We start from the raw sequence: 26643 nt of genomic DNA, 5'->3' as shown, positions 1-26643 counted from the left end.
AAAAGTTTGCCACTTATTTATGCAGTTATCAAATTTAATTTTACTGGTAAAAAAACTAAAAAAAAGAGATTTGCATCATAACTGCATCACAATGCATCGCATCGCATAAAAAAACACCCTCTTTAGGGCATAGATGTAGGCTAACGGCTGATGGGTTTAATATTATACTTCTTCATTTTCCTAACTATAGTTGATTGATGAACACCTAACGCTTCCGCTACTTTCCTGGTACTTTTCATTCTCTGGTATAATTCCTTAATGAGCTCTTTTTCTGAATTAAATCCTCTTGAGTTTAGCTTATGGAAAAATATATTTGGTAAATCTGTAACTTTTATTGTATCGTGCGTGGTTATAACCACTAGCCTTTCAATTAAATTTTCCAGTTCACGTACATTACCGGGCCAGTTGTAATTAATCAGGTAGTCTATAGCATCCGGAGATATACTTTTATTTAAATGATATTTTTCATTAAACTTCCTTAAGAAATGAATAACCAGAGAAGGAATGTCGTCACGGCGCTCACGAAGTGGAGGTATGGTAATGGGAACTACGTTTAAGCGGTAATATAAATCGATGCGAAAACTACCGTTTCTTACCATAGAATCAAGTTCCTTGTTGGTTGCCGCAATTAAACGTATATCCACATTAACAGGCTTTGTTCCACCCAGCCTAGTAACCTCGCGCTCTTGAATCACATTTAGCAACTTGACCTGCAAAGGCAGTGGCATCTCAGCAATCTCGTCCAAAAATAGCGTACCGGTATGGGCCAATTCAAAAAGGCCTGGTTTACCCCCTCGGTTGGCCCCGGTAAAAGCACCGGGTTCATATCCAAATAATTCTGACTCTAGCAGATTTTCCGGAATGGCTCCGCAGTTGATTCTAATAAAGGGCGCTTTGGCCCTTTTGCTGGCTTTATGAATTAGCCTGGCGACCACATCTTTACCTACTCCGGATTCTCCCAAGATGAGAATAGTAGAATCGACTTTAGCAACCCTTATAGCCAGATCCAAAATATTACGCATGGCCTGGCTGTTACAAACAATTGTATGGCCCATATATTTTGTGCGAAGTGTTTCCAGCTCCAGGTGATAAATTTCCGATAATTTCTTGGTCGTTTTAACTTCGCGCCGTAAATTGTTTAATTCGGTAATATCTCTGCAATTAACGACTACTCTGGTTTTTTTTCGGGCGTTTTTTCTGTGAACCGGGTTGGCTGTAAGGAGAAGTTCCCTGCCATCCGAAGAATGATGAACCAGTGTTACTGGCCTACTTGTTTTTATTGCTTGAAAACTGAGATTTTTTATTATTTTATTATTCAATCCCATTTTTTTATAGGCTTTATTATAATGAATAACATCACCGTTTTGATTTATCATGGCTATGCCGTCGTAAGAAGAATTTATGACTGCGTCGAGGTTTTCACAAAGCTCGATGGTTTCATTAAGCTCTTTGGATACCGATTCTAATTCAGAAATATCCTGAATAACTGCCACCGCTCCTATGACAATGTCACCAGATACAACCGGAGTTCGGTTTATTATTACGAAATTTTCGTTAAAAAACATTTTCTTTCCAAACTGTGGTTTACCGCTTTTAAGAACCTTTAATATGTCAAAATCAAATTCAAAATCGATGATTTTTTTTCCAATTACTTTAGAAGATTTAAGTCCAATAAGGCGCTCCGCAGCTTTATTATAAGTAATAATAATTCCATCCCTGTTTATGGCATAAATGCCGTTGTGGGCTGAATTGAGTATAGCATTTAATCGGTTAATAATTTCAAATAATTCCTTTTCAAATGCCTGTACAAGATTGGTTCTGGTCATCATGCCAACAAGATTACCATCATTATCAACAACCGGCAACCTGCCAACCCGCTCTCTTAAAGCTACTTGCCACGCTTCATCCACCGAATTGCTAATATTAATTGTAATGACGTTCTTTTTCATAAAAAAGCTTACCGGAGTGTCTAATGTATAATTATTAACGAGAGCACGGTATAAGTGAGTTTTGGTAAAAATACCTTTGATTTTTCCCTTTCCATCTACTACCGGCACCCCATCTATGGAGTTTTTTAGAAAAACTTCAGCAGCGTGTTTAATAGTATGCTCTTCCTTTAGTGTTACGGGTTTTGGGGCCATAAATTGTGATATCTTCATGCAAATACTCCTCCTTATCTGTTAAACTCAAATTAGGTAGCAGGAAAGCTAGCCTAAGTTAGCCAAAAATATAGCCAAAGGTTTCCGGGAAAAGGATTCCACCTCCTGGCAGTTCGACTGCTGTCGGAAGAGCCACCTTTCCCGGATCAAATTTGCAGACTGCGGTTCATAGAAGGGTTGTGCTTCGAGCACCGCGTTAGATAAGGCCCACTGCCAGTCTGCAGCAAATTTCTTTTGCGGAGGTTCTTAACATGTACTTTGTAGGGATTGACTGGTCTGACTTACATCATGACGTAGCCGTGCTCGATGAAAAGGGTCAAGAACTTAAGTATTTCACCATCCCTCACAATAGGGAAGGCATGGAGTTATTAAAGAAAAGGCTCTTGAGCATCGATCCCGAACCGGAAAACTTCGCCTGCCTGATCGAAACCAAAAACGGTCTTCTGGTGCAGTTTCTGTTGGAAGCCGGCTTTCCGGTTTACCCGCTCAACCCGAAGGTTGTAGACTACCGGCGAAAGCCCTCCGGGGCGAAGAGTGACCCAATCGATGCCCGGCTGCTGGCCAACATCGGCCGCTCCGACCTGGCGCAGCTAAAGAGGCTTAAGCCAGATGCGGAACTGATCGCGGAACTAAAGATGCTCACCCGGGACCAGGACAGCCTTATCCAGGAATCTACCCGGCTGATCAACAAGCTCATTGCTTGCTTGAAGGAATATTACCCGGTAGCTTTAGGTTTCTTTTCGAAGCCAACCCTGCCGGTAGCCCTGGAGTTTTACAAGCGCTATCCTACCCCGGATCTGGTAAGGGAAGCTACCGTTCCGGAGATAGCCGCCTTTCTTAAGAGTCATAAACATCCCCGGCCCAATCAAACGGCCGTCTCCATCTGGCAGAAGGCGCAGGAGCCGCAGCTTCGGGCCAGTGCTCCCACCGTGCGGGCAAAAGGCCGCTTAATGCTCGCCCTGGTGAGTCAGCTGGAAGTGGTCCGGGAGCAAATCGCTGCTTACGACAAGGAGATCAACCGCCTTTTTCAGCAGCACTCCGACAGCAGGATCTTCGCTAGCCTGCCAGGGGCGGCCGGGCGGCTCGCGCCAAGACTGCTGGCGGAGTGGGGGGGACGACCGGGAACGTTACGAAAATGCGGCCGTGGTCCAGGCTTTAGCAGGTACCTCGCCGGTTCTTTTTCAAAGCGGTAAGTACCGCTTTGCCAGGCAGCGCAAATCCTGTGTGAAACCTTCCCGACGAGCTATGCACCTGTTCGCCTTCCAGAGTATCAGGCAGGTTTCCTGGGCATGGGAATATTACGATACCAAGAGAAGCCAGGGCAAAACCCATCATGAAGCTTTACGGGCTTTGGCAAATATCTGGGTGCGGCTCATCTTTGCCATGTGGAAAAACCGTACCTGCTACGACGAAGCCACGTTTATAGCAGCCCGCGCCAAGCATCATAATCGGGCAGCATAATGTTGAATATTCGGTTTTCAAAGTTCTTAAGCCGCCAGCGAGGAGGGCGGGTTTTTGATCCGCCCCATAGCTAGGCGGAACGGGTAAAGCCCGTCCTTTTAAAAGACCACGAACATTTGTACTGCCCAACCGTGAAAAATTTTTAGATTACACTATTGACATAGAAGGTCTTCCGTGAAGCACTAAAACTGCAGTAGCTCACCCGCATAAAGACGAATTTTCACCTTTCGCCATATTTTTCACGGATAAAATTTGACATACATGCAGATTTTGGCGATAACCCTGTGGAATCCCTGCAAAAATTACAGAAAAAATTAAAGGCCAGGTTATTTTCCTGGCCTTGCTTTCCACGTAAAAACAACAAACGCCTGATGGCAATTACCAGGCGTTGCTTCTCTTAATTTTTTGCTTTATGGAGTTTTCCTGCTCCCTTTAGTCAAGTTAACGGCGCGCTCAATGACTTCTTCCGACAGGCGAAAGTTTGTCGCTCTCAGCTTCTCAATTACTGCCAGCGCTTTTTCTTTTGTCAAAACGCCTTCTTCTACGGGCTGTACTATCAGGCCAAGAGTACCGATGACCTCTAATCCGCTTTCTACTTCAATCCTTCTGGCTTTTTTGCCGTCCGTTAGGATTACCTTTGCGCTAATTTCTTCTGCCAGTATCTGTTTGGCAAGTATAAAATAACGAATTTGACAATTAAAAAATACACAGTTTGGTTGCCATCACGCAATTTAAAATATATTCTTTGGAGAGCCTTTGAGGCTAAAATCCATGTTAGCAGGCGGCGCCGAAGGGCAGCCTTGACGGCCGGGGTCCCCGCATGTGGTACAATGGTGATTCCGGCGGGGTTAGTTATAATGACATATTCCCCGGAGCCGCCCCGTCGGCACCCAATAATCAGTCAAGGCCGCCGCTCCCTTCGAAAAAGGTTAAATCCCGCGAATTAGTTAAGATAAAGTGTTTTTTGTTTGGCTTCTTTCCTCCGGCATGGCCGACAGCGCTTTTTGCAGGCGATAGCTTTCACCTTCAAAGGCCAGTATGTGAGCATGGTGGACCAGCCGGTCAATCAGGGCGGCCGTAAGCCGGTTGTCACCCAGTACTGTATTCCACTGGCCGAATTGCAAGTTAGAGGTAACGATTATGCTCTGGCGCTCGTAAGCCTGGGCCACAACATTAAACAACAGTTCCACCCCGTCACGGTGCAGGGGCACAAACCCCAGCTCGTCAATTATGACAAGATCTGCTTTTTTCAAAGCATCCATTGCTTTGCCTAAACGGCCCTGGCGGTGGCTTTCCAACAAGGTGTTTGCAAGGTCAAGACAGCGATAAAAGCAAACCGTTTTCCCTTCTGTGCAAGCCTTGATTCCCAAGGCGATAGCCAGATGGGTTTTTCCCGTGCCCACGGCCCCCAGAGCCAATACGTTTTCGCGGCGTTTAATAAAGCTGAGGTCCGTAAGATCAGTTATGGCGGTATTCTCCGGCAGGGTAACCGGCTGCCAATCAAAATCACCCAGGGTCTTATGCACAGGGAAGCCGGCTTTCTTGACCAGGCGCTTGATTTTGTTGGCCCAGCGCGTCTCCAGCTCGACCTTAAACAGGTCGGTAAGGTACTGTTCCCGGTCACTGTAGGGGATGTCCAGGTAAATCCGGGGCACTTGAGCAAGTTTCAAGGCCTTACACTGTTCTTTCAAAGACGCTCCGGCCATGGGGTTTCACCCCCTTCCTTCCGGGGCACCAGCAGGTCATAGACGTTGACCTGGGGCATATATTGCCGCACGCTGTCCAGTGTATAGTTTTCGTTTAATTGCTCAAGGGGCTTGTCCGGGTTGGCAGCCTGGTACAGTAAATGCCGGATAAAGGCCTGGTCTGCCCACCGGTGGCTTTGGGCTTTCTCAAGGGCCCCAGAAATTTCTCTTCCAGCAGGGTATGGATGAACTTAAGCCGCTCCCGGTATGCTGAGGGGTTCCCTTGTTCCAGATAGTTGCGTACCGGCTCGGTAAGAAAACGGTACATGGTGGCGTATCTTGCCCCCCTGGGCTTTTTGATAAAGATGCTGAAGTATCCCCTCCAGTCAATTGGCTTGGTTTTCATGGTGTACTCCCGGGGAAAAGTGCCCAGGCACTGCTGGTTCCGGTCCAGGATCTCTACCCGGCCCCACCACAGCTTTAGCAGGACCGTATCCCCAATCCGGGCACCAGGGATGTTGTAAACTTCGCCCTGACAGGTGATCTTGCCGTATTTGCCCACCCGGGCGGTTTCAATCTCCACCGCTTCAAAGGGAACCGTGGGCAGGGGCAAAAGAGCCTTTTTCTCTTCTTCCCAAAGCTCTGCTATGGGTACGCCCTTGGCGTAATGGGTGCGGTTCAGGTCTTCCAGGGCTTTTTTGTAAAGTTCCCGGGTTAGTTGTTCGAAGCTTGATATTTCCCGGTAGGGTACCAGCCAGTTGCGGCGGGTGTAACCGACCTTATTTTCCACATTGCCCTTTTCGTTGCCCTTGCCCCTGCTGCAGAATTCCGGCTCAAACCGGTAGTGGAGCATGAACCTGGTGAAGGCTTCGGTTAGTTCCCGTTCTTCCCCCTTACCAATTCGAACAACGGCCGCCGGGAGGTTGTCAAAGCGAATGCGCTGGGGAACACCGCCAATCATTTCAAAAACCTGGATCATGGCGTGGAGAAAACACTGGGTATTCTCGCTGGGTACCGGAACGCAGAAGCCGGCATTGCTGTAGGGAAAGGAAAAGGCAAGGTACTTGATTTCTTTTAATTCCCCATTCCAAACCACGTGGACCGTCCCAAAGTCCACCTGGGCCCGTCCCGGTGGGTGTTCCAATTTCAAATACTTTTCTTCCTGTTCTGCCCGCAGCTCTTTCTTTCGCTGGGAAACGTAATGCCGCACGGTCCTCCCTGAGCCTTCAAAGTCGTGTTCAGCTTTAAGCTGGCGATAAATGGCGGCCGCGGTGCGGCGCTCCTTGTGTGGTTTAAGCATGTCTTCCATGAGCCACATGTCAACGATTTCCGCGTAAGGTTCCATAACCGGCCGGCAGCGCTTTTGTTTCTTATACGGTTCGTTCCAATCGTCCTTTTTGGCATACTTGGCAGCGGTCCGCCAGTTGACTCCAACTCTTGAGCTAATTTTGGCAATGCTGCAATCTTCTTTTTCGTAGAGGTATTTGATATACTGTTGTTGTGGCATTGCTAACACCTCTCGTCATCCCTCCTGTCTTAGTCCGACAGAAGGTTTTATTCGGGAGCGTGATGGCAATGCCCTCTTTGTTTAGCTATGTATTTTTTATTGCCGTTTTCTGTAGTTTTATTATGCCAAAAACAGTTACGGGGCAAAATGGAGTTCAAATAACCCTTTTCGGCTGGTTCAAATTCCTCTACGGACGATGGTTACTACCGCCTGGGGGCTTATCGAAAAAGTTTCTGTACGTTCAAATTCCTCTACGGACGATGGTTACTCCTGCATGAATTTCGCTAACAATCGCATAGCTTTAGTTCAAATTCCTCTACGGACGATGGTTACAAATTTTGTAGTGAGCAACTCACCACTTATTTTTAGGTTCAAATTCCTCTACGGACGATGGTTACATTATTCTGATAGACCGGGGCTGCGCATGCTCACGCGTTCAAATTCCTCTACGGACGATGGTTACCTAAAACAATAAATCTTAATCCTACAAACAAGGTGCGTTCAAATTCCTCTACGGACGATGGTTACGAAATACCCAGGTCCTCGTATGTGCGGACTATGGTGGTTCAAATTCCTCTACGGACGATGGTTACGCTCCTGTTTTACAACATCAACCCCTACCATTGAGGTTCAAATTCCTCTACGGACGATGGTTACGCGAGGCTCGAAGAGAGGGTGGCAGATCTGGAGGATGTTCAAATTCCTCTATGGACGATGGTTACAAAACAACCTTACCTATCCCTGCATTAACAAGCATCTGTTCAAATTCCTCTACGGACGATGGTTACTCGGTATCACCCCCACCTGAACCTTTGGATTTAATGGTTCAAATTCCTCTACGGACGATGGTTACTATACGGGGTTTGGGACCCTGACATGCTGGTATGGGGTTCAAATTCCTCTACGGACGATGGTTACCCTACCTTCCCAGGGATAAACTCATTCAAAAAAGCCGTTCAAATTCCTCTACGGACGATGGTTACGCGCTCCCAAGTGCCAGCAGGGCACGCCCTTCTCAAGTTCAAATTCCTCTACGGACGATGGTTACTGCGGAATTTTATAGCCGAGCGCAGGGAAGAAATTGGTTCAAATTCCTCTACGGACGATGGTTACAAATTTTGTAGTTAGGAATTCACCACTTATTCTTAGGTTCAAATTCCTCTACGGACGATGGTTACTCCATTACCGCCTATCTGCTCTGGAGGTTAAAAAGAGTTCAAATTCCTCTACGGACGATGGTTACCAGCTGAGGCCCGCCCCATTCCCTCCTTTTTGAGAAGTTCAAATTCCTCTACGGACGATGGTTACCCGATATGAAACTTTCCGAAATGATGTCCGAAGTTATGTTCAAATTCCTCTACGGACGATGGTTACTCCGAGAACTCGCGGCCTTGCAGTTCTTCTAATTGAGTTCAAATTCCTCTACGGACGATGGTTACTGAGCTGGAAGCAAAGTTAAACAAAGTTTTTCAAGAAGTTCAAATTCCTCTACGGACGATGGTTACATGGCTCGCATGGTACGTAGGGCGTCATCATAGTTCGTTCAAATTCCTCTACGGACGATGGTTACGAGATAAAGACTACTTCTGCATGGAACGCCAAAGAAGTTCAAATTCCTCTACGGACGATGGTTACGCTTGCAAGGCCATATAGTTACTGGGGCAATAATGGGTTCAAATTCCTCTACGGACGATGGTTACTGAAATAAAGGAGTTGATATTTATGTTTTATAAATGTTCAAATTCCTCTACGGACGATGGTTACTGCTGAGGCGGGAGTAACTGCTCAGGTATTTGGCGCGTTCAAATTCCTCTACGGACGATGGTTACTTAACGCCGGGGCAGGCTACAGTCAAACAGTTATACGTTCAAATTCCTCTACGGACGATGGTTACTATGATAGGCATGAGGATATTGATGATATCTACACGGGTTCAAATTCCTCTACGGACGATGGTTACGGATGTTCAGGCTGCCCTAGATGAGTATGTCAGCCGCGTTCAAATTCCTCTACGGACGATGGTTACTAATCCAAGACGTAGCCAAGGCATGGGGAATTCCCTGTTCAAATTCCTCTACGGACGATGGTTACGAGGGTCAGCGGGAAGCTGGCGGGTATACGCCCGAAGAAGTTCAAATTCCTCTACGGACGATGGTTACCCATCATCCAGGACATTGGCGGCGTTCTGGAGGCAAGTTCAAATTCCTCTACGGACGATGGTTACAGCAGTCAAAGTATCGGATTCTCTTGGGATTGATTGTATAGGAAAATTACTTTTTGCGTCAAACTCCCAGTTTTGCTTTTTGTAGTCCATAAGTTATATAAAATTATCGGTTGGGTCAGGAGTATCTGTAATAATATCACGTTGTAACTTACTCCCATCGTTTAGAGTATATATTATGACAAAATCGCGTTCCCTATCAACGATAGATTTCAAATCCCTCTTTAAAAGTGCCACTTTCCCTTCTGATAAATCTCCTTCAAATACCGACTTTTGAACATGCGTCAAATACTTTCGGCAGGTCTTCATAATTCTAGCTAACCGTTTCCTACCTTCCCTATCCTCAGTATTAATATCGTATACAAGTATAACCCTTATACTACCACCACACTTTCATAGGGGTGTAGATATCTTCTTTTAAAATATGTTTAATCAACTTATACAAGTCCAGGCGGACCAAACCTTTATATTTTATTTTCCTTTTTAAATTTCGATGCAAAATAGTTTTCTCCATCATCTTCTCAAATTCGGCTACAAAAATCTTTCTGCCTTCTTCTGTCAGGTATGATGAATTTACCCGGGTATCAAAATGCTTTTTGTTCAACATATTAAGGTTGATTAATCTAAATATCAACCTGTCTACAAAAACAGGTTTGAAAACCTCGGCAACATCAAGAGCAAGGGAAAATCTACGTTCAGAAGGTTCATGCAAAAAACTTATAGTCGGATTTAACGCCGTACGGTGAATTTCTTTAAGTATTGTGGTATAGGTTATCGCATTACCGAAAGAAATCAGCGCATTTAATGCATTTCCCGGAGGCCTTTTACTGCGACCTCCGAATTCCCAACCTGTAATATCTTCCCACCGGGAGTAGTACAGCTTGCGGGTATGTGCTTCTATACTCATTACATCCTCTATGGTTGTAGTATTTTTTAATGCTTTCCTGTAGGTATCAATTTTTTGACAGGTTTCGTTATCTTCTCGCTTCTCCAGGTTGCGGCGTATATTATGTACAGCCCCTTCGACAAAGGCATGGGCAAGCACCAGCCGTTTCTCTTTATCAAGATAATGTTCAACCTGTTGAACTACCAAATACCCGGATAGCTGGGCCTCCCGGGGAATGAAACTTCCGGTGTAATTGCCATAATAATCGAAAAAATGCAGGCATATTTGGTTCCGTCCCAGAAAATCCAGTAATTTGGTATTAAAGTTAAGCTCAGAGAAGCAATAAATGTGATCGACATCTTCCACAGGAATCATACGACGGGAAGTATCGGTTTCAAAAGCCAGGGTATTGTCTTTCCTTTTCAGCGTCCCGGCGGAAAACAGATAGTAAGTCCTGCTCACCGTAATTCCCCCATCATACGTAGCAAAAGTCATAATATGAACATTTTCTACAAAATTTTTTATCTAGCCTTGCTGGTGGATGGGTTTCCTGTAAAATATGCTGTATATCATTCAAGGCTTGTTCAAGCAAATCCCTATCTTCTTCTGTAAACTGTATATCTACTTTTCTCATGCTGGCAGGATAGTGGAGTACGCCGGCAGAGCAATTTACGCTCCGGTTTTGGAGGGTGTAAATGTAGTATTTCAACTGCCATATATGTGCTTCCTCAAATTTTTTGCTTTTTTTCACTTCGTGTACATATACCTGGTCTCCATACTTAAAAAAATCAATTTTAACATTATCAAAATTAAAGTCACGGCTGCTTTCACGCTTGAACCGGGTTTCATGTAATATCCTACCCTTAATAACATCGGCATTGCCTGAGACGTTTTCCAGGTTCAAACCTTTTGCATGCAACCATAGCTTGCGCCGGCAAATAAAATAGTAGGAGACAAGGATCCCCGTTATTCTTATCCATTCTAATTCTACCGCAGCAGTATCATTCATTATATATCAAGCCTTTCTCTTTATCATACGGAATGTCAACCACGTAAATACCTGCCAACCAACGGCGAAGTTTATTTTGAACCCTGGCCGGAATACTGCTGCCGCCGTTAAGAGAAATGATTTTATCGATCCTATCTACAACAGGAAATAAATTTTCTTTTTGAGTAATTTCTCTCCTCAATGGACAATTTACCGTATACTTGGGCAATATTCTATTGGCAAATTCCAAATAATTCATATTACTGTTATTGCAGCATTCCCTTACCCAATCAGCCGTTTCTTTTAAAAAGTTTTCTTCCATGCTTTTAGGTATTATAGTTATATTTCTCACTTCTCTGAATATATTTTGAGCATCTATTTTCCGATCCGAACAATATCCTTTATCAAGAACATCTAAAGTTTCATAGTAGATGTCCAGATAATTACCCAAATCAACAGAAAAATCTTTTCCTTTTTTCCTCGCTTCATCAAGCAGCTGATAACATGCATCCACCCACTGCAATTTTTCACTTTCGGAAACGATAAGTTCTCTGCTGTACTTTTTGATCAGTTTGTCCAGGGACATTACAAGTTTTTCTTTTTTTTGTTTCCTTCCTTTTGCAGGAGAAAAACAATTTTTCCATTCTTTATATTCAAAAAGATTTATAATGTTTTCTTTAGAAATCTCTTTAATTTTCCCGCTTCCTTTTGCAAGAAGAATGATAAGAGTGAGCATTGTTAAATCAAAATCATATACAGCAGTGCTGCCTGCTCTCTTAATGGTTCCAATTCCCAGGGCAAGCCCTTTGCCACTATCCTTTTTCGCTTTCTGAATCATTATCACAACATTTACATCGGAAGGAGCATTGTTCCCACTACTGCGAGCATATCTTCTATACACCCGGCCCATCCGCTGAATCAGGCTGTCTGCTGGAGCGGCATCCGTAAATAATATATCTGCATCCAAGTCAAGGGATGCCTCCACTATCTGTGTGGAAACCACTATGCAGCCTGTTTTGCTGTGCTTCTTATGGTTAGGCATGTAACGATATACCTGTTCTTCTAGCTCTTTTCTTCTCTCTTGCGTAAATCTTGAATGCAGTAGTACGGTGCTAAAATTGCTGTTTTCACCGCCCATATTTTTAATCTTTTCAAATACCTCCAATGCTGCTCTTACCGTATTAAGCACTACCAGCACCTTTTTCCCTTTTTGAGCTGCTGCAATCATCTCAGGAATAAAAGGGTCATAACTACCATCATGCATGCTCAACCTTATCCTGTGCCTCGTCGAATCAGCCAACTCTTTGAACTCGGACTCATCCAGCAGGTTTATAACCTGTTTATTAGAAATTTTCGCCCGCTTTTTAACCTCTTCCTTAATAAAAGCTGGCAGGGTGGCCGTCATAAGCAAAATTTTACCGCCCAAAAAGATGGTTTGCTGAATTAGGTGAGTAACAATTGCTGCTGCCCGGGGGTCATATGCCTGGACTTCATCTATGACCAGGCAGCTGTTCATAAGAGTAGCAAAAACTCTTTCGTAACCAGGGTACCGTAAAACCGCAGGGGCAATCTGATCAGCAGTGCATATTATATACGGTTTGGACATATGGCGTGCCAGTTCAATAGAATGTCTCAGCTCACCTTCAAAATCAATATCTTTTTCAATACCAGTGCCTCTATATAGGCTATACATTTCCAATGATGCATCTCCGTGGAGGAGGGCAACTTTTTCTTTCATTCCCTTCTTGATTTTTTCAAAAAACTCTCGGGTTCGGGCCCAGATATTGTTAACCGCGGCCCTCATCGGCAGGGCTATAAAATTTTTCTTTCCTGCTCCCCAGAGATAAGCAAATTCTGTTTTTCCTGCTCCGGTGGGAGCTACAAGAATAAGATTTTCTCCCTGCAGGTCTTTTTTTCGCTCAAAAAATTTTTCCTGCCAGAAGGAATCCGGCCCAAATTCTTTCTCCATGGCATTTCTTAAAAGGCAAAAATCAAGGTGTTCAGCGATCTCAATATCCTGCAGTGTTACTTTGTTGTTGCTGTCCTCAACATAAGAAGCAAAATGATCTGCCCGAATGAGGTTGCCGGCAATAAATACCCTTATTTTCTCATAAGACTCCTTTTCACCAGATATCCCCTTTATCCTGGACGGTAGAAATTTCATTGTATATGGTGGCAGAAGAAGACCGGCGGTTCCAAGGTCATTGTAACTGAGGTATTCTACATACAAATCGTTCAGACCGACAGCTTCTGGATTTAAACCGTACTCTTTTGCAACTTCTTTCAAAGAACTGTGAAGTTTATCAGACAACTTGTGCCACTCGGACTTGTTTTCAATTATGTTATTGGCCAGGCTGCTGACATCCGTACTACGGCTTCCCAAAAGCAAATCCGGAAAGTATTCGCGCCAGTGGTGAAAAGCCACTGCAGAAAGCACAATGCTTTTTAGTTCTTCATTATTACTATAAAAATTGATAAATTCCGGTTTTATAAAAAACAGTGAAAAAAGGCTGTGGGGGATATCTTCGGATTTTCTGAAACTGGGAGATTTTAACTTTTCCTGAAAAACGGGATTTACCTTTCCCACGTCATGGAACAGGGCAGCGTAGCTTAGCGCCCTCCACCATTCTTGAGGAAAAACATCTTGGCTTGTCTTTTTTAAAGCCTCTATGCACTGCAGAACATGGTCAGTGTGTTCGTCTAGCGTGGTGCCGTTACTTTTGGCCAGTATATCAGGTGCCATATTTGCTCGCGCTCCCTTCTTTTACACCGATTCTAGCCAGATACACAGGGGTTTTAATTTCCGGATCGCAGTAAATCTGGGGAAAAGTAACCGCATCGAGCAAAGGAACTTGGTTTTTGCACAGCCGGGCCGGTATATGTTCAAAATTTCGAATTGTTGCAACCTGTTTTCGCTTCCCATCAAACCAGTTAACCTTTTCTTTTGCGTAAAGAGAAGTCACCAGAAAAAGGTTCCCCTGCATCTTTTTATACAATCTTCTATAGTTTCTTTCTATTTCTGTTTCGTCCAACATAAAAGCGTTCTCAGGTTCAGGCATCCACTGGTAATACTGGCGCGCATTGCAAAAGTCTTCAGACTTTTTGCTCAATTTCAAATCAATCAGACAGGCCCCGCAGGGCGCTGCCCAGTCTTCGGAGCGCCCCAGGTGGAGGTGGCTGAACCACCTTTCAGGAAGCTCAATATTTTCCCGTAGATATTTTGTAACCTCTGCAGCAGGGTGATGAAGGTATATAAAGACTTTTACTTCATTCAGCACCTGCACGACAACCGGGCTCTGCCCGCCGGGGTGTTCTACATTTTCCTGCCACGTTCTATTTTCGATGCTACCGAAGCGCTTTTTATGATCATCGGGATTAAAATTCCGCAACCATGTATATTCGTTGGTTATTGATTCAAATTGCGATAAAATTCCCAGCGCAAATGAATCTTTTAGCATCTGTTTAATTTTTTCATAATCGCCCAGTATATTTGCCAATAATCCTATGGCAGTGGAATATGGCGGAAGCGGATAGGTTTTTCTTGGATTACTGCTTTGCGCTACACGGAAATGGGCACTCGGTGCAGAAAATTTTAGCCTTAACATTTTCAAAAGCTATCACCACCGTTGTTTTGGGGTCTCTAAACCAGCGCTTTTAAGAATTTCTTCAATTCCAGCCCATTCGTTTAATTTATCACTTAAAGTTCCTATAAGCGGGAGTGTATTATTGTTCCAATACCAGCTTTTAATGATATAACTGTTCTCGGCAGATTTGTTTATAGGCACAGCATCGATGCCCTCGTTTTTGGTCTTTATAGCAGAATTGAAAACCGGAACCGGAACCTTAAGAGCTGCTGCCACAACAAATACAGGATTAACACCGTAATTTTCTGTACTGGAATGCATAGTTAAACCGTCTTTTATTACTGTTAGAACCTGTTTGATACGCTTTCTGTATTCTTCATAAGACAGAAGAAAACGAACCAAAGCATTTTCTTCTTTTATTCCCACAAAACCCAGAAGCTCTCCATTATTCTCAATTTTGTGCCATTTAAAATCTTCTGCCTTTTCCTTCCACATGATCATGTCACTCACATCTTTAACTGAAACTTCTGGAAAATTATTAATCCATGTTTCCAGTTCTTTTGGAAGTTTTTTTAAATATAAATCGTGCAAACCAACGCGTGTTAAATCTAGAGTAAAGGAAACCTGGTAATATGAATGGTGCTCTTCTTTAGAAAAAGGATTAGGGTTGGGTTTCTTTTCTTCTTTATTCTCTTCCCAGCTAAGCCCCTGCTCCCGAGCTCGCCTGACCATCTCATGGTTAGCATAAAAGGCCATATCACCCTGCCACGGTTCAAGGGAAATGGCCTTTGTGATACCGAGGGGAGCTTTTCTGGTAACTGAATAGGGACTAGTAGTCATAAAACCGAACAGGTCAAGTTCAGGATAAGAAATAATATTCCCATCAGGAAAAGAAAATTGTATGACATTTTTTTTGCCTTTTTTGTTTTCGTTATCTTCATTTTCCTTACTTAACTTAACCGGTGCAGGCTTCCAATCAAAAAGCTGATTTAATGTGCTGAACATATGATGCCGTATAAAGGCCCTGCTCATAAATGAATACGTTCCGTCAAAACGGGATAGTTTCTTTATTGAAGTAATATTTTCGCCCAGCTTTTCGTCCCTGTTAACTGCAGAACTTTCAAAAACAACAGTAGCTGTAAAACCCTTGGCTTTCATACTTAAACAACTCCTTTCTGTTAATTATCTTCAGAAGGGTTCAGACCTGATATGTAGGCATAAATACCGGACTTAAATATTTCATCATCGCTTGCTTGGAAAAGCTGTGCTAAACTGTGGGGAAAAGGCTTATCGTTTGCTACATAAGTTCTCATCAGCAAATGGTAAACTTCAGATTTTTTGTTAAGCCTTGTTAGTTCCAGCAGACGAAAAATAAGATTTTTCTTTGAGTTGTCACTTAAAGAAAAGGGACTTTCTTTGGCAGCTTGACGGATTTTCTCCAAGTTAAACTTGTCCACAAAAGTGCCTCCTTTCCTTAGCAAGTATTTTTTTGTTTCATAAAAAAGCTTAATAAGATTAAAAACCGTTTTTATATCGTCTTTACCTTTAGGATCTTCGTTCCAGTTTTTACCAGCGAGGCCAACATATAGCAATTTGTGTATTATGGCAAGCAAATACTCAAATTTTTCCTGCAATACAGCTTCCCATACTTTTTTATAGTTTAGCTTACCTAAAAGAGAAGCAATTGTTGGAATTAAGAAAAGCTCTGCCAGCCTGCCAGACAACGGGTAGTAGTCAATTTTATCCCTTCCGAAAGATATTACTTCCATGTTTTGAAGACCCCAGCTTCCTACAGCGCTTCTCAGTTGATGATTGTAAGGAATGGCAGTAAGCAGGGCTTTCTGGTAAGAACCTTCGCTACTAGTTTCTTTCCAAACCAGGCGGTTCAAGTGCCAGTTCACTTTTAGAGAATCAGAGTTTATGAAATATTTTTTCTGGCGAACAAAGTGAAAGCAAAGAAAGTACGAACGGCATTGCTGGCATACTGGTAAATTGGGTTGGTTGTTCCAAAAATAATTTGGGACTTTATTAGGTGCGCTTCCTAAGTTTATCGATATTGATCTAGTGAAAAAGCTTTCATAAAGACTATCCTGTATATCAATGCTAAACTTTTCCGTGCAAAAACTGCAGTTTAAATGATTTTTTGTTGGTAAGTTTCTTGTAAATAAATTACTTAGTAGCTCTACTTTTTTTTCTGCTGCCAAATTTGGATTAATAATGTTAGGATATAACCCGTTAGAAAAATGAAAAAGATTGCCCATTACTGTTAATGGTCGTTCACTTACATTTATTTCTTTATTCCGGTCTTCTTTACGAACAAATCTCATTTCGTAACTCTTTTCAACCCACCACCAGACTATCCGCTTTAAATTCTTGACCTCATCTGGTACTTCTTTTTTGCAGGAATATTTTGCAGGCATAGCCACATCCCGTGTGCTGAATACTGCTTCCATGAGATCTCCTGGTATCTTTACCGTGCCATCGTCATCATGAAGAAAGCTTCTGATCGCATCCTCACCCAGCCCCCATTCCAGCACTTCCAAAAAACCCTGGATGCAGGCATTGTAATACCAGGTGGAAGGATATATGGTCACATTTTTTGTCACGGCTGCTATCTCACCTCCAGTAGGCCGAAGCCCTGGCCAGTACGCACACCCAGACCGAAGTTATATAAAAACTGCAGGCTGTCGGCAGGCCCATCCAGTGCAATACTACCCTGCAGGGTAGTCAGCCTGCCGCCGTAATGGCTACACACACCTTTGTGATAGCTGGATGCGGAAGGTATAACCTTTATCTTCCTAATCCTGGGTCTCAAACTCTGCCCGTACTCCTGCCGAAGGAACTCATGTTGTTTTAGAAGATGGGTATTTATGGCTTCTTCCAAATCTTCTATTGTGCTTTCAGCCGCATCTACATAACCATTGCGCCCGCGCAGTACTGCGTGTCCCCGAATTTTAAAGACCTGTGGGGAAAAGTTAATCTCTTTCAAAGGTAGAAAGTTGATATGGCGGAGCTTTAACCCCAGAATGGTATCCTGCCCTTTCAAACTTATTGCGCCGTTACACAGCGCTGTCATAACTTCATATATTCCGGTAGAAAACAAAAGGTATACAGGCGGCCTCACACACATCTGCTGCGTCCTCGTATCAATATCTACGATCTTCTGAAAATTTACTGAAAATACATAGGGACTGTAGCCGGGTCTTTCCTGTTTAAAACGGTTAAACAGCGGCGAATTCTCCAGCATACTCTTGATCAGAGAGATAAAATGCCGTCGAAAATCAAGCGGAAATACAACATGTCGTTTCATTTCCCCGGGTGCAAGAATAATATTCACTCGCAAACTACCACCCCACTTTAAAAGCAATTTTTGAGCCTCACCAATTCACCCCCCTCTTTAACGGCTGCAACCCAAGGAACAAATTACAGGTGTTTTGAACATTTCGCCACTAATCCCATACTTCCTGCATTTTTTTGCAGCTTTTATCTTTTTTTACCAATTGACAGTGGCTTTAACAACCTTTAATTAACAACACCTTCCGGTTTTTTCACCAAAAATTTTACCCTTAATGCATTTGCGTTTTAATGCCTGGATAACTTAATAATATCTTTTTTTATTTAATTCGAACCGACCGGAAGGTGAATAAATATGGTTGAGCTGGGTAATTTTTTTCAGCCACAAGGGGTGGCTATAGTGGGCGCCTCAAAAAAACCCGGGAAAATTGGTAATGCCATAGTCAAAAATATGATTCAAAGTGGTTTTGCCGGGAAAATATTCCCGGTTAACCCCAAAGAGACCGAAATTGAAGGCTTAAAGTGTTACCCGTCCGTAAGCGATATTGATGACAACGTGGACCTGGCAGTAGTAGCCATCCCGGCAAAACATACCATTAAGCTGGCCGAAGAGTGCGGAAAGAAGGGTGTTAAACACCTTGTGGTAATTTCCGCAGGGTTTAAGGAGATAGGGCAGCAGGGAATGGAGCTGGAAAAGGCACTTGTTTCCACCTGTCACACATATGGCATGCGACTTTTAGGGCCCAACTGTGTTGGAATAATGGATACCCATTCAAGGATTAACGCCTCCTTTTCCGGGGTCTATCCCGAAAAGGGCAAGATTGCCTTTATATCTCAAAGCGGCGCCATGCTGGTGGCAATCCTTGACTGGAGTAAATCTATCGGGCTGGGATTTAGTAAAGTAATAAGTTTAGGAAATAAAGCCGACCTTACCGAATCTCACTTCATTGAAAGTGCTGCCAGTGATCCCAACACTAAGGTCATTCTGTGCTATATTGAAGATGTGGCTAATGGGGAACACTTCTTAGATGCGGCGTCAGAGGCCAGCAAGAAAAAACCGGTAATAATTCTAAAATCAGGTACCAGCCCGTCAGGGGCCAGGGCGGCTTCATCCCACACCGGGGCCCTTGCCGGCAGCGACATAGCGTATGAAACTGCTTTTAAACAATGCGGTGTTATACGGGCTCACAGCATGCCGGAATTATTTGATTTGGCCATAGCCTTTTCCCGGCAGCCTATTCCCGCCGCAAAGAAAGTTGCCGTAGTTACAAATGCAGGCGGGCCGGGAATTGTCGCCACCGATACCATTGAAAATGCAGGCCTTACAATGGCCAGGTTTACCAGGGAAACCATTTCCGAACTTAGAAAAAAACTGCCGGCTGAGGCCAGCATTTATAATCCAGTTGACGTCTTGGGAGATGCCAAGGCCGACCGTTACCGGTTTTCACTGGAAAAAGTTCTCGGGGACAGCGGTGTTAACAGTGCAGTGGTGCTGGTATGCCCCACTGCCGTTACCGACCCCGTCAATACCGCCCGGGAGGTAATAAATGTTCACCGCAAATACCCCCGAAAACCCGTATTTGCAGCTTATATGGGCGGCGAAATGCTTGAAGAGGGCGCCAGCCTGTTAAAACAAGAAGGTATTCCCTGTTTTACCTTCCCGGAGCCTGCCATTCACGCCCTTGCCGGCATGAGCCGTTACGCCACTTTACGAGAGAGAGTTGAAGATCCTCCGAACCGTTCCACAATACCGGTGGACAAGCAGAAAGTAAAAGAAATTTTTGAAGCGGTAAAACGTGACGGAAGGCTGGTATTATTGGGTAGTGAAGCAGCACAAATAACAGAGGCATACGGAATTCCCACCGCTCCGATAAAACTGGCCAATAGCCCGGCTGAAGCGGTATCCGTGGCCGAAACAATGGGATACCCTGTTGTTTTAAAGATTGCTTCACCTAAAATTATTCACAAAACGGATGTAGGAGGGATAAAAATAAACTTGAAAAATGCCGAAGAAGTGCACAGGGGATTTATAGAAATAATTGAAATCGTCCAAAGGTATCTACCTGAGGTAGTGATTCACGGTGTGGAAGTTCAGAAAATGATGTCCAAAGGCGTGGAACTAATAGTAGGAATGACCAAGGATGTGCAATTCGGCCCGCTGATTGCCTTCGGATTGGGCGGCATTTACGTTAACCTGCTTAAAGACGTAAGCTTTAGACTGGCCCGTGGCCTTAACAGGAAAGAGATAGAGACCATGATAACTGAAACCAAGGCATACACCCTACTTCGGGGATACCGGGGGGAAAAGCCGGTGGATTTAAATGCCCTAATAAATCTTATTGGCCAGGTAGGGCGCCTGGTACTGGATTTCCCGGAGATTACAGAAATGGACATTAACCCGGTGTTTGCCTATCCAGACGAGGCATCAGCCCTGGATATTAAAATAACTATATCGTGAGGTGTTTCTGGTGAAAAACATTTATATTTTAGGCACCAGCGGCAGCGGTAAAACCGCCATGGCCGTCGGCCTGGCCTTAAAATTGCAGGAAGAAGGGTATCGGGTTTCTTACTTCAAACCGGTTGGCAGCACTTTGGGCATTGCCAGGGAAGACGAGGATGCTTTATTGATGCAGCGGATATTAAATATTGAACAGCCGCTGGATGTAATAGTTCCCTGCACAGCTGGTCCTTCGTACCTTTCAAGCTATAAGAAAAAGGAATCCATGGATAATATAATGTCCTCTTATGAGAAAGTAGCTTCAGGTAATGACGTGGTCATTATCGGGGGAACCGGTAATCCTTACATATTGGCTTCCTTTGGGCTGGACTCAGCTACTCTGGCAGAAAAATTAAATGCAGTTGCTTTATTTATGATTCGCATAGAAAATGACTTCAGCCTTGACCAAATCATTTTCTATAACAAGTACTTTATTAAAAAAGGCTTAACTGCGGTCGGCAATGTCTTTAATAATGTGCCAAGACCTCTGCTTGCCAAAACTGAAGGGGTATACAAATCAATTCTGGAAGAAAGGGGCCTTAAAACTCTTGGAATTATACCTGTCCGCGCTGGTATAGCCTCTCCTACCGTTGCCGAATACCATGAAGTACTTGGCGGGGAAATTCTCACTGGTGAAGAGCACATGAACCGGCTGGTTGAGGATGTTATTATTGGTGCCATGACTTTGGACAGTGCCCTGGGATATTTAAGACGCTCACCTAATAAGGCGATTATCACCGGTGGCGACAGGTCTGATTTAGCCCTGGCCGCATTGGAAACCAGTACATCAGTACTGATTCTCACCGGAGGGCTTTATCCCGACGTTAAAGTTGTGTCCCGTGCTGCCGAAAAGGAAGTGCCCGTTATTTTAGTCCATTACGATACCTATACAACAATTGAAAAAATTAATGAAGTATCCAGGCATATTAAGCCCCATGATAAATTGAGTATTAAATTAGCCCAAGAAAATGTTGAAAAATATTGTGACTGGAAATCTATAGTGGATGCTATAAAAGAATGAGGGCGGGACTAGCCCGCTCTCTCTTTTACCTGGTTTAATTCATTTCTTCCCTGCCTGACTTCTTCAAGGATTTTAGTTAAATTATTTTCTAACTCGTTAAGTATGTCATCGGCGTATTGGTAAGCCCCCAGCTTAATTTTTGCTGCAATTTCCTGCGCTTGCTGCCGGTATTGCTCAGACAACTCCTGCGCCTTTTTAACTATCTCCGACTCTTCCGCCCGGCTTTGCAATTCCTTTTCCGCGTTTTGGACAATACGCATTGCCTCCTGCCTGGAATCGGCCAGGACCCTTTCCCTTTCCTGGACAATCCATTTCGCCTGGCGAATTTCTTCCGGAAGCGAAGTGCGGATGCGGTCCAAAAAATCCAAGAGCCGGTCCTCATCCACCAATATCCTGTTGGTCATGGGAACCTTGGGACTGGTCTCAATTAATTCTTCCAGTTCATTAAGTATGTTAAATAACTCCACCGTTATCCCTCCAGGTAACTTAAGGGCATATTAACTTTTCACGTAATTTTTCCTCCACCAGTGGAGGTACCAAATCCCGAATACAACCTCCAAAATATGCAATTTCTTTAACCGCACTGGAACTGATGAAAGAATATTCAGCTCTGGTCATTAAAAAAATGGTTTCTATCGAAGCCTCTAATTTTTTATTGGTCAGGGCCATCATTAATTCATTTTCAAAATCGGATATTGCCCTAAGGCCCCTTATAATAGCCTGAGCACCCTGGGATTTAGCATAATTCACAGTTAGCCCGTCAAAAGAATCAACTTCAACATTATAATAAGGCCTGAGAACCTCCCGTAACATTTCCACCCTTTCATCCACAGAAAACACCGGGGTTTTACCAGGATTGCGCGATACCGCTACGATCACGCGGTCAAACAGGACGGCGGCACGCTCGATAATGTCAATATGGCCAAAAGTTACAGGATCAAAACTTCCCGGGTAGACAGCTACTCGCAAGAAATTTCCTCCTCTTTTTGCTCATTTGTTTTTATGTAAAAAGTTAAAATTGTATCTCCGTACTTTTCATAACGGCTTTTCTTTAAAAAAGAAACCTTCTCCGGGAGCGATTGGTTCTTATGGCTTTCCACAACCACCACTCCGCCTGTCTTAATTAAATTCAAACGGGTTATTTCTTTCAGTGTAGCTAATTCCAATTGCCTTCCATAAGGAGGATCCATGAAAATGATATCGAAGCTTGTACCTTTGCGGGCCAATATATTAAGGCCTCTTTTTACATCATTATTAATCAGGTCCGCCTTATGGAAAAGTTTAGTAATCCGGAGATTCTCCCTCAGAGTTTCCATAACCTTTCGATCTTTTTCGACAAAAATACAATGAGCTCCTCCCCGGCTGAGGGCTTCTATCCCGAGCGCTCCGGAGCCTGCATATAAATCCAAAATTTCAGCATCAACTACCACCGGGCCAAGGATATTGAACAATGCCTCTTTCACACGGTCCGCAGTAGGGCGAACCTTTCTGCCGCCCGGCACTTTTAAGTTAGTTTTTTTAGCAGAACCAGATATAACGCGCAATTTAAAATTAAGTCCTTCCTTTCAATTCCAGGTGTAATTATTATAACATATAACATTCAAAAAATCGATTTATCTGACATCTATTCATTTTTTAGTTAAATTTTTTTATCAGTATAATTTTTGAATTCATGGTAAACCTATGTTCAAGGAAGGAGTGGCATAAGTGGAAATTGATTTTTTAAAATCCATGGGATTAAATCTTGATTTGGCCGTAGAGGCAAGGGAAGTAATCCGGGGGCAAACTGGGCAGGAAATTCCCGGGGCCCGGGTAGATACTGAAAAATACAATCATTCCAATGTAACAATTGTTACCATAATGAGCCAACAGGCAGCAACAATGATGGGTAAGCCCGTTGGAAAATACATTACCATCGAGGCACCGGTAATTCGAGAAAACAATAAAAAGGCACATAAAGAAGTAGCTGAAGTGCTCAGCAAGCAATTAACAAAATTATTTAATATCTCCATGCAGGCAAATGTATTGATAGTTGGGCTGGGTAACTGGAATGCCACTCCGGATGCCTTGGGACCAAAGGTTGTCGGGCAGAGCCTGGTAACCCGGCATCTTTTCCATTACGCCCCCCAAGAACTGCAAGGAGGTATGAGACCGGTAAGCGCACTGGCTCCGGGGGTACTAGGCATTACTGGTATTGAAACGGCTGAAATAATCAAAGGAGTAGTGGACAGGATCAAGCCCGAACTGGTAATTGCAATAGATTCGCTGGCAGCTAGAAATGTTTCGCGAATTGCCACCACCATTCAACTGGCAGATACCGGGATAAGCCCTGGCTCCGGAATAGGAAACCAGCGTATGGGCATAAACCAGGAAACCCTTGGCTGTCCTGTCATAGCAATTGGAGTGCCAACTGTTGTGAATGCAGCTTTCATCTGTAAAGATGCCCTCGACTCCTATCTGAAGCAAACGGGAAATTTCTTGCAGCCGGGCCAAACGGATCCTAAAGTGCAGCAAACTATTGAAAAAATATTGGAACCTTTTGGCGGTAATCTTACGGTTACACCTAAGGAAGTGGATATATTAATAGATAACACGGCCAAAATAATTGCAGGAGGGATTTCCATGGCCCTGCACCCGGGAGTTAACCCGGATGATTATGCCGATTATTTACATTAAATTAAGAAAACTTAAAGCGGATGGAAAATCCCTAATGGGGGACCATTTAAGTTCAAAACCGGTAACATTTATAGCTACACGGCCAGTGATCCACCCATTAGGGAGCCTATTACTTATCTCGGTTACCTATATGCTTTAAGGAGTAGGCTGTTGGTTAGTAACCTGCGGAGTAGGAGGTTGATTCCCCTGGGCCAGGCTCTGTTCGTAAGCGGCAATCATTTTCCTAACCATATTACCGCCGATAGCGCCGTTAACCCGGGAAGGCAGGTCACCCATGTATCCGCCCTGGGGTATCTGGATACCCAGCTCTTGGGCAGTTTCCCACTTAAACTGCTCCAATGCTTGGGCGGCCTGCGGAACCAATCTCCTGTTGGTCCTTTGGCCTTGCGCCAATGTGTTCACCTCCTTTTTGGTTAGCTTGATTTTAGTATTACTTTTGTCGAGCACCTTTATGTAAGGTACATTTTACCCCGCCGGAATGGTATTTATGGTTAACTATGCTTAATTTTTAATAACGTCATAAAAAAAGAAGCGCAACACTTGCACTTCTTTTTAAATCCATTAACTTATATTAATATAATTTTCTTTATCGCCAATACGCCTTTCAATCTCAGTTTTAAGTGCCTTATTAACCGGCTTATCCAAACCCGGGTCATCAGCTACCAGACGCAGTGCTTCTTTCCGGGCAACATTCATTATTTGAAAATGAGTAGTTAAATCGGCAATTTTTAACTCAGGCATGCCGGACTGCCGGGTTCCGAAAAATTCTCCTGGCCCGCGGATTTGCAGGTCCTTTTCGGCCAATTGGAAGCCATCTGTGGTAAGGGTCATGGCACGCAAGCGTTCCTTAGCCTCATCGGTTCCCGGTTCTGCCACTAAAATACAATAAGACTGATTTATTCCCCGGCCTACCCGGCCGCGCAACTGGTGAAGTTGGGCCAAGCCAAAACGGTGAGCGTCCAACACAACCATTACAGTGGCATTGGGTACATCAACCCCAACCTCTATTACCGAAGTAGAAACAAGAATATCAATGTGCCCTTCCCTAAAAGAAGTCATTACCCTTTCCTTTTCTTCCCTACCCATGCGCCCGTGCAATAACCCTACTTTATAGCAAGGGAAAACCTCATTTTGCAGATAAGCTGCTGTTTCCACCGCCGGCCGGACATCAACCTTCTCAGATTCTTCTACCAATGGACAAACCACGTATACCTGGTGGCCGGCTTCAATTTCCTTTTGTACTAGGCCGTAAACTTTATCCATAGCAGAAGGTTTAACGGCATAAGTTTGCACACACTGCCTTCCGGGTGGCATTTCGTCAATCACTGATATATCTAAATCCCCGTAAAGGGTCATGGCCATTGTTCGGGGAATGGGAGTGGCAGTCATCACCAGCACATCGGGATTCATTCCCTTATATTGAAGTATTGCCCTTTGCCGAACGCCGAACCTGTGCTGTTCATCCACCACAACCAAAGATAATTGGGAAAATTGAACTGCTTCCTGGATAATGGCGTGAGTTCCCACCACTGCTTGAGCACGCCCGGAAGCAATTTCATCCAATACCCTGCTTTTTTCTTTATTTGTCATTCCCCCGCTAACCAGAACAATGTTTACCCCCAGTTTGGCCATGTATTCCCTTAAATTAAAATAATGCTGTTCAGCCAGTATTTCAGTAGGCACCATTAACGCACCCTGAAAGCCGCTTTCAGCAGCCTTTAACAGGGCAAGGGTGCTTATGATTGTCTTTCCTGAACCTACATCGCCTTGAAGCAATCGATTCATGGGGTAAGGTGACTCCATGTCACCGGATATTTCCTGCCACACCCGCTTTTGTGCCCCGGTGAGCTCAAAAGGCAGCTGTCGAAGAAATTCGCCGGTAAGTTTGGACTGAGAAGAATATTTATGTCCCTTTTTGCGTAAGGTGTTTTTTTGTCTTCTAAGGGCCAGTCCCAATTGTAGTATAAAAAGTTCTTCAAATATGAAACGCCTGCGAGCTTTACCGGCGTCTTCCTTGGTTCTGGGAAAGTGGATATTTTTTATGGCCTCCCGAATGCCTGGGAAATGATATTTTTCCAGCAGGTAGGGGGGTAGAAATTCATTGATATCAGTTAACCATTCTTCCAGGGCACTGTATATAATTTGACGCATTGTGCGTTGACCTAATTTCCCCGTTAAGGGATAAACGGGAACAATACGGCCAAAATGTATTAATTTATGTTCATCCCCGGAAAGAATTTCAAAGTCACTTACCTGTACCTGCGGTACACCAAAAGATTTATCCATTTTACCGGTCACTATAATGCCGCTGCCGGGGCGTAACTGCTTGGTAATATAAGATTGATTAAACCATACGGCGTAAAAAATTCCTGTCCCGTCATGAATACCCACCTTGGTTATAGTCAAATTTCTACGGAGCTTTAAATCCTGAAACCCTATTACTGTTCCCTTTACAGTGGCAATGGTATTATGTTGGAACCGGGAAGCCGGCTGAAAATTACTGCGGTCCTCATATTCCCGCGGAAAGTGATAAAAAAGGTCTCCAAGGGTATAAATACCAAGTTTGGCCATAAGTTTGGCCCGGCGGGGACCAACCTTTTTTAAAAATTGTATTGGCTTATCTCGAACGCTTTTTTTACCCAAAAGAATCACCTGAAAGTAAAT

At 43.8% G+C, this 26643-nt stretch carries 20 protein-coding genes, 1 pseudogene and 1 CRISPR repeat array; of the genes and pseudogenes, 4 read left to right on the top strand and 17 right to left on the bottom strand.

Translation table 11 applies throughout. The features are described from left to right. Positions 1-140: 140 nt before the first annotated feature. Complete coding sequence (locus tag ACX4JR_RS07150; protein ID WP_476060322.1) at positions 141-2159, bottom strand: sigma 54-interacting transcriptional regulator; 2019 nt, start codon at positions 2157-2159, stop codon at positions 141-143. A 251-nt stretch (positions 2160-2410) separates the two neighbouring features. Here ACX4JR_RS07150 and ACX4JR_RS07145 point away from each other — a divergent pair. Beyond that, positions 2411-3620: pseudogene (locus ACX4JR_RS07145) on the top strand (IS110 family RNA-guided transposase). A gap of 410 nt (positions 3621-4030) precedes the next feature. Here the strand turns inward: ACX4JR_RS07145 and ACX4JR_RS07140 are convergent. The 11 genes from ACX4JR_RS07140 to ACX4JR_RS07090 all read right to left on the bottom strand — a co-directional run bounded on the left by ACX4JR_RS07140 (position 4031) and on the right by ACX4JR_RS07090 (position 17828). After that, complete coding sequence (locus ACX4JR_RS07140) at positions 4031-4279, bottom strand: PIN domain-containing protein (RefSeq protein ID WP_476060495.1); 249 nt, start codon at positions 4277-4279, stop codon at positions 4031-4033. Between the two features lie 288 nt (positions 4280-4567). After that, a complete protein-coding gene (gene istB / locus ACX4JR_RS07135) occupies positions 4568-5326 on the bottom strand; it encodes an IS21-like element helper ATPase IstB (RefSeq protein ID WP_476058518.1) in 759 nt (252 codons plus the stop codon). Positions 5327-5420: 94 nt separating this feature from the next. Beyond that, complete coding sequence (gene istA, locus ACX4JR_RS07130) at positions 5421-6812, bottom strand: IS21 family transposase (protein ID WP_476060321.1); 1392 nt, start codon at positions 6810-6812, stop codon at positions 5421-5423. A gap of 175 nt (positions 6813-6987) precedes the next feature. After that, positions 6988-9036: direct repeats of the CRISPR family, unit length 29 nt; unit sequence GTTCAAATTCCTCTACGGACGATGGTTAC. 93 nt (positions 9037-9129) lie between these two features. Beyond that, positions 9130-9402 (bottom strand): CRISPR-associated endonuclease Cas2, encoded by a 273-nt coding sequence (gene cas2, locus ACX4JR_RS07125; protein WP_476060494.1) that lies wholly within the window; start codon positions 9400-9402, stop codon positions 9130-9132. A gap of 10 nt (positions 9403-9412) precedes the next feature. Then, the gene (gene cas1b, locus ACX4JR_RS07120; RefSeq protein WP_476060320.1) at positions 9413-10381 is read right to left on the bottom strand and encodes a type I-B CRISPR-associated endonuclease Cas1b; all 969 of its coding nucleotides are present in this window, start codon (positions 10379-10381) and stop codon (positions 9413-9415) included. Positions 10382-10394: 13 nt separating this feature from the next. Then, on the bottom strand, positions 10395-10928 hold the full coding sequence (gene cas4, locus ACX4JR_RS07115) for a CRISPR-associated protein Cas4 (RefSeq protein WP_476060319.1): 534 nt from the start codon (positions 10926-10928) through the stop codon (positions 10395-10397). Continuing rightward, positions 10921-13650, bottom strand: coding sequence for a CRISPR-associated helicase Cas3' (gene cas3, locus ACX4JR_RS07110; protein WP_476060318.1), 2730 nt, complete (start codon positions 13648-13650; stop codon positions 10921-10923). Before cas3 ends, cas4 begins: the two co-directional genes overlap by 8 nt. Beyond that, positions 13640-14512, bottom strand: coding sequence for a type I-B CRISPR-associated protein Cas5b (gene cas5b / locus ACX4JR_RS07105; protein ID WP_476060493.1), 873 nt, complete (start codon positions 14510-14512; stop codon positions 13640-13642). The genes cas3 and cas5b overlap by 11 nt, the downstream gene beginning before the upstream one ends. Before the next feature lie 12 nt (positions 14513-14524). Next, the gene (gene cas7i, locus ACX4JR_RS07100; protein WP_476060317.1) at positions 14525-15649 is read right to left on the bottom strand and encodes a type I-B CRISPR-associated protein Cas7/Cst2/DevR; all 1125 of its coding nucleotides are present in this window, start codon (positions 15647-15649) and stop codon (positions 14525-14527) included. Positions 15650-15669: 20 nt separating this feature from the next. Then, positions 15670-17028, bottom strand: coding sequence for a type I-B CRISPR-associated protein Cas8b1/Cst1 (gene cas8a1 / locus ACX4JR_RS07095; protein ID WP_476060492.1), 1359 nt, complete (start codon positions 17026-17028; stop codon positions 15670-15672). 74 nt (positions 17029-17102) lie between these two features. Beyond that, positions 17103-17828, bottom strand: a complete 726-nt coding sequence (locus ACX4JR_RS07090; RefSeq protein WP_476060316.1) for a CRISPR-associated endoribonuclease Cas6 — start codon at positions 17826-17828, stop codon at positions 17103-17105. Between the two features lie 312 nt (positions 17829-18140). Here ACX4JR_RS07090 and acs point away from each other — a divergent pair, with 312 nt between their 5' ends. Beyond that, positions 18141-20243 (top strand): acetate--CoA ligase alpha subunit, encoded by a 2103-nt coding sequence (acs, locus tag ACX4JR_RS07085; RefSeq protein ID WP_476060315.1) that lies wholly within the window; start codon positions 18141-18143, stop codon positions 20241-20243. 10 nt (positions 20244-20253) lie between these two features. Then, on the top strand, positions 20254-21303 hold the full coding sequence (locus ACX4JR_RS07080) for a phosphotransacetylase family protein (protein WP_476060314.1): 1050 nt from the start codon (positions 20254-20256) through the stop codon (positions 21301-21303). A gap of 8 nt (positions 21304-21311) precedes the next feature. Here ACX4JR_RS07080 and ACX4JR_RS07075 read toward each other — a convergent pair whose 3' ends face one another. The 3 genes from ACX4JR_RS07075 to rsmD are packed head-to-tail and all read right to left on the bottom strand — an operon-like array spanning position 21312 to position 22847. Then, positions 21312-21770 carry an ATPase gene (locus tag ACX4JR_RS07075; protein ID WP_476060313.1) on the bottom strand — a complete coding sequence of 153 codons (459 nt, stop codon included), beginning with the start codon at positions 21768-21770 and terminating at the stop codon, positions 21312-21314. Positions 21771-21789: 19 nt separating this feature from the next. Beyond that, positions 21790-22272, bottom strand: coding sequence for a pantetheine-phosphate adenylyltransferase (coaD, locus tag ACX4JR_RS07070; RefSeq protein WP_476060312.1), 483 nt, complete (start codon positions 22270-22272; stop codon positions 21790-21792). After that, positions 22263-22847 carry a 16S rRNA (guanine(966)-N(2))-methyltransferase RsmD gene (gene rsmD / locus ACX4JR_RS07065; RefSeq protein ID WP_476060311.1) on the bottom strand — a complete coding sequence of 195 codons (585 nt, stop codon included), beginning with the start codon at positions 22845-22847 and terminating at the stop codon, positions 22263-22265. The genes coaD and rsmD overlap by 10 nt, the downstream gene beginning before the upstream one ends. 163 nt (positions 22848-23010) lie before the next feature. Between rsmD and gpr the strand changes: the two genes are divergently transcribed. After that, a complete protein-coding gene (gene gpr, locus ACX4JR_RS07060) occupies positions 23011-23979 on the top strand; it encodes a GPR endopeptidase (RefSeq protein WP_476060310.1) in 969 nt (322 codons plus the stop codon). Between the two features lie 135 nt (positions 23980-24114). Here gpr and ACX4JR_RS07055 read toward each other — a convergent pair whose 3' ends face one another. Further along, positions 24115-24372 carry a small, acid-soluble spore protein, alpha/beta type gene (locus tag ACX4JR_RS07055; protein ID WP_476060309.1) on the bottom strand — a complete coding sequence of 86 codons (258 nt, stop codon included), beginning with the start codon at positions 24370-24372 and terminating at the stop codon, positions 24115-24117. Positions 24373-24540: 168 nt separating this feature from the next. After that, entirely contained in the window at positions 24541-26631 is a 2091-nt protein-coding gene (recG, locus tag ACX4JR_RS07050) for an ATP-dependent DNA helicase RecG (protein WP_476060308.1), read from the bottom strand. Positions 26632-26643: the final 12 nt, after the last annotated feature.

Source organism: Desulfofundulus sp. JL263-se, from assembly GCF_056316025.1.
Note: the sequence above shows the minus strand (reverse complement) of the source record. Positions and strands in the feature narration are given on the sequence as shown.